This is a genomic window from Stenotrophomonas sp. GD03654, from assembly GCF_029845105.1.
GTDB classification, from domain to species: Bacteria; Pseudomonadota; Gammaproteobacteria; order Xanthomonadales; family Xanthomonadaceae; genus Stenotrophomonas; species Stenotrophomonas africana.
Genome location: NZ_JAOCLC010000058.1, coordinates 24598 through 32968, shown reverse-complemented (window position 1 = coordinate 32968; position 8371 = coordinate 24598). Strand labels below are relative to the sequence as shown.

Here is an 8371-nt window from a genome sequence, read left to right as displayed (position 1 = left end):
CCCGCACTCCGACACCGCCCCACCAATCCACGGAATGCCCGCTGTTGCTGTTGCTGTTGCTGTTGCTGTTGCCTCTGCAGGTGCAGGGCTGCAAGCCCTGCCAACAAAAAACCCCGCTTGCGCGGGGTTCTCTGCGTGTTGCGTGCAGCGCGAACGCTTACGGGCGGCGGGCCAGGGCCTCGACGTCCTTCGCCTTCGGCAGCAGGTCCTGCTTGCTGACGCGCAGGAAACCGATCGTCAGCATCGGCACCGCCACCAGGATCGAGGACAGCACCACGATCACCGCACCGATCATGTGCGTCTCGGCCAGGCCTTCCATCGAGCTGCCGCCGTACATGTACAGGGCAAGCGCCGACAGGAAGAACATCACCGCGGTGATCACCGTACGCGACAGCGTCTGGTTGATCGAACGATTCAGCACTTCCATCGAGTCCACGCGCAGGCTGCGGAAGTTCTCGCGGACGCGGTCGAAGACCACGATCAGATCGTTGATCGCAAAGCCCATCACCGACAGCAGGCCGGCCAGCACGGTCAGGTCGAACTCACGGCCCAGCAGGGACACGTAAGCCACCGTCACGATCAGGTCGAACATCGCCACGATGCTGGCGGTGACCGCGAACTTCCATTCGAAGCGCACCGCGATGTAGATCAGGAAGCCGGCCAGCATGAAGATGGTGGCGTACAGGCCATTCATCGCCAGGTCCTTGCCGATCTGCGGACCCACGAACTCGTTGCGGAGCACGGTGGCCTGGTTGTCGGCAGTGGACAGGGCCTTCACCACGGCTGCGGCGGTGGCCTTGTCTTCGTGCGCGGCGTCGCCCGTACCGGCAGCGTGCTCACCGTGCGGGGCCAGGCGGATCAGCAGATCGGTGTTGCCACCGACACTCTGCACCTGGGCACCGTCGAAGCCACTTTCCTCAAGCTTGGTACGGACCTGCTCGACGTCCACGGCCTTGTCGAAGCGGGCTTCGATCAGGGTGCCGCCGGTGAAGTCCAGCGCGTAGTTGAAGCCCTTGATGCCGATGATGGCGACCGAGGCCAGGAACACGATGACCGTGACGACCATCGCGACATGGCGCCAGCGCATGAAGTCGATCTTGGTGTCGTTCGGGAGGATGTGCAGCGGAAACAGTTTCATGTGCGTGTCGTCCCGTCAGATGGCCACGTTCTGGAGCTTCTTGCGGCGGCCGTAGATCAGCGTCGCCAGCGCACGCGATACGGTGATCGCGGTGAACATGGAGGCGAAAATACCGATGATCATGGTCAGCGCGAAGCCCTTCAGCGGACCGGTACCGAATGCGAACAGCGCCACACCGACGATCAGGCCGGTCAGGTTGGCGTCGAGGATGGTGCCGGAAGCACGCTCGTAACCGGTCACGATCGCGGTCTTGCCCGGCACGCCGGCACGCAGCTCTTCACGGATACGCTCGTTGATCAGCACGTTGGCGTCCACCGACAGGCCGACCGACAACGCCAGACCAGCGAAGCCCGGCAGGGTCATGGTCGCGCCGAACAGCGACATCACCGCCACCACGATCAACAGGTTGAACAGCATCGCGATCGAGGTGATCACGCCGAACATGCGGTAGTAGACGCTGAAGAACACCAGGGTGAACAGGAAGGCGAACACCACCGCGCGCATGCCGTTCTTGACGTTCTCGGCACCCAGGCTCGGGCCGACCACGCGCTCTTCGACGAAGTCCATCGGCGCGGCCAGCGAGCCGGACTTCAGCAGCTTGGCCAGGTCCTCGGCTTCCTTCTTCTGCAGACCGGTGGTCTGGAAGTTCTTGCCGAACACGCCGTTGATGTTGGCCACCGAGATCACTTCCTCGTTGACCTTGAAGCCACGCACTTCCTGGCCGTCGACGACGGTCACGGTCGGCACGCGTTCGGTGTAGACCACCGCCATCGGCTTGTTCACGTTGGCGCTGGTGAAGTCGAACATGCGCTGGCCACCGACATTGTTCAGCGTCACGCTGACCGCCGGGGAGCCGCTGTTCGAATCGGTCACGGCCTGCGCGCCGACCATCTGGTCACCGGTGACGATCACGCGCTTGTTCAGCAGGATCGGGCCGCGGCCGTCACGCTGCTGGTAGACCTTCGCTTCCGGCGGGATGCGGCCGGCGGCGATGGCATCCTGCGCGTTGCCTTCAACCACCGCACGGTACTCCAGGGTAGCGGTGGCGCCGATCATGCGCTTGGCTTCGGCGGTGTCCTGCACGCCCGGCAGCTGCACGACCACGCGGTCGGCACCCTGGCGCTGGATGATCGGCTCGGCCACGCCCAGCTGGTTCACACGGTTGCGCAGGGTGTTGATGTTCTGCTCGATGGCACCGTTGGCGATCTGTGCGATCTCGGCGTCCGGCACGGTGACCGTGATGCGGTTGCCGCTGACGTCGTAGCCAAGGGTCGGCTGCGCCTTGACCAGCGCGGCGCGGGCACGCTGCGCGGCATCGTCACCCGCCGACGGGCTCAGGTTGGCCACGATGCTGTTGTCAGCACGGCGTTCCACCGACTGGTAAGGAATGCGCGCGTCACGCAGGGTGCTGCGCACGTCTTCGGTATAGGCGTCCAGACGCTTGTCCAGAGCCGCCTTCTGGTCGACCTGCAGCACGAAGTGCACGCCGCCCTGCAGGTCCAGGCCCAGCACCATCGGGCGGCCACCGAGTTTGGCCAGCCAGTCCGGCACGGTCGAGGCCAGGTTCAGGGCCACGGTGTACTTCTCGCCGACGGTGTCACGCAGGGCGTCGCTGGCAGCGGACTGCGCCTTCAGGTCCGGCAGGCGGACAATCAGGCTTTCCCCTTCCTTCTCGACACCGACGGGGGTTACACCGGCCGTCTTCAGGTCGGCCAGCACACGGTCGCGCAGCGCATCGTCGATCTGCCCGCCACGGTTGGCGGTGATCTGGAGGGCCGGGTCCTTCTGGTAGATGTTGGGCAGCGCGTACAGCGCACTGAGCGCCAGTACGATCAGGATGACGACGTACTTCCAGCGTGGAAATTCGAGCATTGCTTGGGTCCCGCGCGGCGCCATCCCCGGCGCCGCGGTTGTGCATCGGAAAGGGAGTGGCTTACTGGGCCGACTTCAGGGTACCGGCCGGCAGCACGTTGCCGACAGCGCCCTTCTGCACGCGGATGCGCACGTTGTCAGCCACTTCAATGGTGATGAAGTTGTCGCCGATGTCGGTGACGATGCCGGCGATGCCGCCATTGGTCAGCACTTCATCGCCACGCTTGATCTTCTCCAGCATGGCCTTGTGCTCCTTCTGCCGCTTCATCTGCGGGCGGATCATCAGGAAGTACATGATGGCGATCAGGATGACCGGGAACAGCAGCGTGGTCAGGCCCATGCCCTGCGGTTGGCCGCCGGCGGCCTGGGCGTGGGCGGCGGGAATCAGGAAGGCAAGCAGGTTCATCGTTGGTCCTTTGGTTGGGCGGCGCTTCGGCCGTTTCACGGGCACGAGGTGTCGACCGCGGATCTGGGTCAGCCTTGAAGTATGCCACGGCCCCGGGCGTTCGTCCTTGGGCCGTTTGGCAGGGGGCGTTCGGGCTAGAGGGGCGGGGCCACCGCCCCGCGTGCCGCGTAGAAAGACTCACGGAAGGCCAGGAAGGTTCCCGCCTCGATGGCCGCACGGATGTCGGCCATGAGCTTTTCGTAATAGAACAGGTTGTGCAAGGTGCCCAGCATCGGCGCCAGCATCTCGTTGCAGCGGTCCAGGTGGCGCAGGTAGGAACGGGTGTAGCCACCAGTGCAGGCCACGCAGCCGCAGCCCGGCTCGATCGGGTCCATGTCGCGCGCGTACTGGGAGTTGCGGATGCGGACGGTGCCGAACGAGGTGAAATAGTGGCCGTTGCGCGCATTGCGGGTCGGCATCACGCAGTCGAACATGTCCACGCCACGTGCGACACCCTCGACCAGATCCTCCGGCCGGCCCACACCCATCAGGTAGCGCGGACGGTCGCCCGGCAGCTCCGGGTCCAGGTGGTCGAGCATGGCGTTGCGCTCGTGCTCCGGCTCGCCCACGGCCAGGCCGCCGATGGCGTAGCCGTCAAAGCCGATCGCCTGCAGGGCCTCGGCCGAACGGCTGCGCAGGTCGGTGTGCACGCCCCCCTGGACGATGCCGAACAGGGCCGCGTCGTTGCCGAGCTCGTCATGCGCGTTGCGGCTGCGCTGGGCCCAGCGCAGGCTCAGCTCCATCGAGCGGCGCGCCACATCCTCGGTGGCCGGGTAAGGGGTGCACTCGTCGAAGATCATCACCACGTCCGAATCGAGCACCTTCTGGATCTTCATGCTCTCTTCCGGGCCCAGGAACACGCGGGCACCATCGGTGGGCGAGGCGAAGGTCACGCCCTGCTCGGTGATCTTGCGGCGGTGGGCCAGCGAGAACACCTGGAAGCCGCCGGAGTCGGTCAGGATCGGGCCATCCCAGCGGCAGAAGCCGTGCAGGCCGCCGTGGTCGGCGATGATGTCCAGGCCCGGGCGCAGGTACAGGTGGAAGGTGTTGCCGAGGATGATCTCGGCGCCCAGCGCACGCACCTGGTCCGGCAGGATGCCCTTGACCGAGCCATAGGTCCCCACCGGCATGAAGGCCGGCGTTTCCACCGTGCCACGCGGGAAGGTCAGGCGGCCACGGCGGGCACGGCCGTCGTGGGTCTGGAGCTGGAACTGCAATCGGGACATGGAGCGGTCATTCGGGCAAATAGTTGCCCATTGTCTCCCAAGAAGGCGTGCGCACCAAGGTGCGCGCCTACAGGGGTCTCCGCCCTCCCAGAGCCTCCAGCCTCTTCAGTCGGCCTGCGGGAACAGCAGCATCGCGTCGCCGTAGCTGAAGAAGCGGTAGCGCTGCTCGATCGCGTGATGGTAGGCCTCGAACACGCGTTCCTTGCCGGCAAACGCGGAAATCATCATCAGCAGGGTGCTTTCCGGCAGGTGGAAGTTGGTCACCATCGCGTCGACGCTGCGGATGCGGTAGCCCGGGGTGATGAAGATCTGCGTTTCACCGGCAAACGGCAGCAGTTCGCCATCACGCATCGCGCTTTCCAGCGCGCGCACCACGGTGGTGCCGACGCCGATCACCCGGCCGCCGGCGGCGCGCGCGCGCCGCACCTGCTGCACCAGCTCAGCGCCGACGTTCAGCCACTCGCGGTGCATCACGTGGTCCTTCAGGTCATCGGCACGCACCGGCTGGAACGTACCCGCACCCACGTGCAGCGTGACGTGGCCGAAGTCCACGCCCTTGTCCTTCAGCGCGGCCAGCAGCGGTTCGTCGAAATGCAGGCCGGCGGTCGGCGCCGCCACCGCGCCCACTTCGCGCGCGAACACGGTCTGGTAGCGCTCGCGGTCGTCCACGCCCGGCTCGCGCTGGATGTAGGGTGGCAGCGGCAGGCGACCGGCGTGCAGCAGCCACTGTTCCAGCGATTCCGGCACATGGAACTGCAGCACGTAGAACTCGCCATCGCGGCCCAGCACCTCGGCTTCACCACCGGCATCCAGCGCGATGCGGCTGCCGGCCTTCGGCGACTTGCTGGCGCCCACCTGGGCACGTGCCTGCTGGCCGCCGAGCAGGCGCTCGATCAGGATCTCGACGCGGCCGCCGCTGGCCTTCTGCCCGAACAGGCGCGCCGGGATCACCCGGGTGTCGTTGAACACCAGCAGGTCGCCCGGCTGCAGCAGCGACGGCAGGTCGCGCACCTGCAGATCGGTGAAAGCATCGGGCGCCGGCGGTACCAGCAGCAGGCGGCTTGCGGAACGTTCGGCCAGAGGTGCCTGCGCGATCAGTTCAGCCGGCAGGTCGTAGTGGAAATCGGACTTCTTCAAGGCAGTGGGCGGCAACAGGTCGACAATGGCGCGCATTGTACGTCCAGCGTCTGCGAGCCGGCGCACTTCGCGGCGAACGTCGCGCAAAATGCTGCTATGCAGCAGGCTTTTGCGGGGTTATCGCGCAAAAAAACAAGTGCTAGCATCGAGCCGGAAGTCCGCTGCACGAGCCTGCCCCAAGCGCGCGTGATGACGCGCGTTTTGCTTTTGAAGACCCGTGCGACCCATTGTTTCAGGAGATCTGCAATGAGCTTCATCGAACGCCTCGCCCCCCTGCGCAACCAGCCCGGCACCCGCCTCACCTCCGGCCTGGACGATGCCACCCTGACCGCCCTGTCCGCCAACCACCCGCAGCTGATCGCCGCGGTGGACGCCGCCGCCGAGGAATTCGCGCGCGTGCAGGCCGACCTGGGGCCGCTGCTGGCGCAGGACGAACAGGCGCAGATCGACGCGATGCAGGACGGCTTCGTCAATTTCTACGCCGATGACGCGGTGACCCCTTACGTGGCACTGGCTGCGCGCGGCCCGTGGGTAGTCACCCTGAAGGGCGCCGTGCTGTACGACGCTGGCGGCTACGGCATGCTCGGCTTCGGGCACACCCCGGGCGCCGTGCTGGAGGCAATGGCCCGCCCGCAGGTGATGGCCAACATCATGACCCCCAGCCTGTCGCAGCAGCGCTTCATCACCGCCCTGCGCGCCGAGATCGGCCACCGCCGTGGCGGCTGCCCGTTCGCCCGTTTCATGTGCCTGAATTCCGGCTCCGAAGCGGTCGGCCTGGCCGCGCGCATCGCCGACGTCAACGCCAAGCTGCAGACCGACCCGGGTGCGCGCCACGCTGGCGCTGCGATCAAGCGCGTGGTGGTCAAGGGCAGCTTCCATGGTCGTACCGACCGCCCTGCCCTGTATTCCGATTCCAGCCGCAAGAGCTACATGCAGCACCTGGCCAGCTACCGTGGCGAGGATTCGGTGATCACCGTGGCGCCGTACGATGAGGCTGGCCTGCGCAAGGTGTTCGAGGACGCCGCACGCAACCAGTGGTTCATCGAGGCGGTGTTCCTGGAGCCGGTGATGGGCGAAGGCGACCCGGGCCGCTCGGTGCCGCCGTCGTTCTACGCCGTGGCCCGCGAACTGACCCGTGCGCATGGCAGCCTGCTGCTGCTCGACTCGATCCAGGCCGGCCTGCGTGCGCATGGCGTGCTCTCGGTGGTCGATTACCCGGGCTTCGAAGGCCTGGACCCGCCGGACATGGAAACCTATTCGAAGGCGCTGAACGCCGCGCAGTACCCGCTGTCGGTGCTGGCGGTGACCGAGCATGCCGCGCAGCTGTACCGCAAGGGCATCTATGGCAACACCATGACCAGCAACCCGCGTGCACTGGACGTGGCCTGTGCCACCCTGGCCCAGCTGACCCCACAGGTGCGCGCCAACATCGCCGAGCGCGGTGCCGAGGCGGTGCGCAAGCTGGAGCAGCTCAAGAGCGAACTGGGCGGCCTGATCACCAAGGTGCAGGGCACCGGCCTGCTGTTCTCCTGCGAGCTGGCGCCGCAGTTCAAGTGCTACGGCGCCAATTCCACCGAGGAATGGCTGCGCCAGCATGGCATCAACGTGATCCACGGTGGCGAGAACTCGCTGCGCTTCACCCCGCACTTCGGCATGGACAGCGAGGAGCTGGACCTGCTGGTGGGCATGGTCGGCCGCGCGCTGCGTGAAGGCCCGCGCCGCGAACAGGCCGCTGCCGCGTAAGCCTCGTTCTTTGTAGAGTCGAGCTTGCTCGACTGCACTTCGTTCAGGCAACGCGATAGTCGAGCGAGCTCGACTCTACTGAACGAAGAGCAGCCGAGCATGGCTCGGCTCTACAGAAGGGCTCATAATCCAAGGACACCCCGTCCCTGACCGCTCTGCGGTCGGCGACGGGGCGTTTTCGTTTCCGGCCAAGAGACAGGAAGATCCATGAAATCGATCTGTGTGTACTGTGGTTCCAACGCCGGCAGCAAGCCGGCCTATACCGAACGCGCCATTGCACTGGGCGACCGCATCGCCCGTGACGGCCTGCGCCTGGTGTACGGCGGCGGCAACGTCGGCCTGATGGGAACCGTGGCCAATGCGGTGCTCGCCGCGGGTGGTGAGGTGACCGGTGTGATTCCGCGCCAGCTGGCTGACTGGGAAGTGGCCCACCGCGGCCTGACCGAACTGGAAATTGTCGGTTCGATGCATGAGCGCAAGTCGCGCATGTTCGACCTCGCCGATGGCTTCGTCACCCTGCCCGGCGGCTTCGGCACCATGGAAGAGATTTTCGAGATGCTGACCTGGCGCCAGCTGGGCATCGGCAACAAGCCGTGCGCATTCCTCGACGTGGAAGGCTTCTATGCCCCGCTGATCGGCATGATCGACCGCATGGTGGAAGAGCGCTTCCTGCACCCGGACCAGCGCCAGGACCTGTGGTACGGCTCGGACATCGAAGAGATGCTGGAGTGGATGAAGAACTACCAGCCGGCCCAAGCCTCGAAGTGGATCGACGAGAAACGTCGCGCCGCCCTGCGCTGATGCCTTCCT

The 8371-nt window shown here is 66.0% G+C and carries 7 protein-coding genes; 2 read left to right on the top strand and 5 right to left on the bottom strand.

What is annotated here, in order from left to right; genetic code table 11:
- Positions 1-157: 157 nt before the first annotated feature.
- The 5 genes from secF to queA all read right to left on the bottom strand — a co-directional run bounded on the left by secF (position 158) and on the right by queA (position 5854).
- Positions 158-1138, bottom strand: a complete 981-nt coding sequence (gene secF / locus N5J73_RS18600) for a protein translocase subunit SecF (RefSeq protein WP_049445754.1) — start codon at positions 1136-1138, stop codon at positions 158-160.
- Between the two features lie 15 nt (positions 1139-1153).
- Entirely contained in the window at positions 1154-3010 is a 1857-nt protein-coding gene (gene secD / locus N5J73_RS18595; protein ID WP_049445752.1) for a protein translocase subunit SecD, read from the bottom strand.
- A 61-nt stretch (positions 3011-3071) separates the two neighbouring features.
- Complete coding sequence (yajC, locus tag N5J73_RS18590; protein WP_005409257.1) at positions 3072-3416, bottom strand: preprotein translocase subunit YajC; 345 nt, start codon at positions 3414-3416, stop codon at positions 3072-3074.
- A 134-nt stretch (positions 3417-3550) separates the two neighbouring features.
- A complete protein-coding gene (tgt, locus tag N5J73_RS18585) occupies positions 3551-4681 on the bottom strand; it encodes a tRNA guanosine(34) transglycosylase Tgt (RefSeq protein WP_049445749.1) in 1131 nt (376 codons plus the stop codon).
- Between the two features lie 105 nt (positions 4682-4786).
- Positions 4787-5854 (bottom strand): tRNA preQ1(34) S-adenosylmethionine ribosyltransferase-isomerase QueA, encoded by a 1068-nt coding sequence (gene queA, locus N5J73_RS18580; protein WP_279941279.1) that lies wholly within the window; start codon positions 5852-5854, stop codon positions 4787-4789.
- A 210-nt stretch (positions 5855-6064) separates the two neighbouring features.
- Between queA and N5J73_RS18575 the strand changes: the two genes are divergently transcribed.
- Together N5J73_RS18575 and N5J73_RS18570 are read left to right on the top strand one after the other, a co-directional pair.
- Complete coding sequence (locus N5J73_RS18575; protein ID WP_049445745.1) at positions 6065-7561, top strand: aminotransferase class III-fold pyridoxal phosphate-dependent enzyme; 1497 nt, start codon at positions 6065-6067, stop codon at positions 7559-7561.
- A gap of 207 nt (positions 7562-7768) precedes the next feature.
- Positions 7769-8362 carry a TIGR00730 family Rossman fold protein gene (locus tag N5J73_RS18570; RefSeq protein WP_049428514.1) on the top strand — a complete coding sequence of 198 codons (594 nt, stop codon included), beginning with the start codon at positions 7769-7771 and terminating at the stop codon, positions 8360-8362.
- Positions 8363-8371: the final 9 nt, after the last annotated feature.